Origin of the sequence: Klebsiella sp. K-Nf6, assembly GCF_002806655.1 — a bacterium.
Taxonomy (GTDB): domain Bacteria; phylum Pseudomonadota; class Gammaproteobacteria; order Enterobacterales; family Enterobacteriaceae; genus Klebsiella; species Klebsiella variicola.
Map to the genome: position 1 here is coordinate 1 of NZ_PIBN01000079.1, position 222 is coordinate 222.

Sequence of the window (222 nt, forward strand, 5' to 3'; positions counted from 1 at the left end):
TTTCCATCTTTTGCCCCAACGCTGATAGCGCTTTTTGGATCGTATCGATTTTGGTGCTGTGACCAAGAGACACGATGCGCTGCACTTCCTGTGGGCGCGTGTTAATCATGCGGGCGAGATCAGCATTGCTGGTGTTGGTGCTGACCAGACGATTTAACAGCAATACTTTAGCTGCCACGCTGGCCGGAACCTCAACAAACGCATCACCTTCTGCTGATGGAG

Annotated in this window: 1 pseudogene; it reads right to left on the bottom strand. The window is 51.8% G+C overall.

Annotated elements, in window-relative coordinates:
• A pseudogene (locus tag CWM61_RS28715) lies at positions 1-222 on the bottom strand (type II toxin-antitoxin system HicB family antitoxin); the annotation flags it as partial.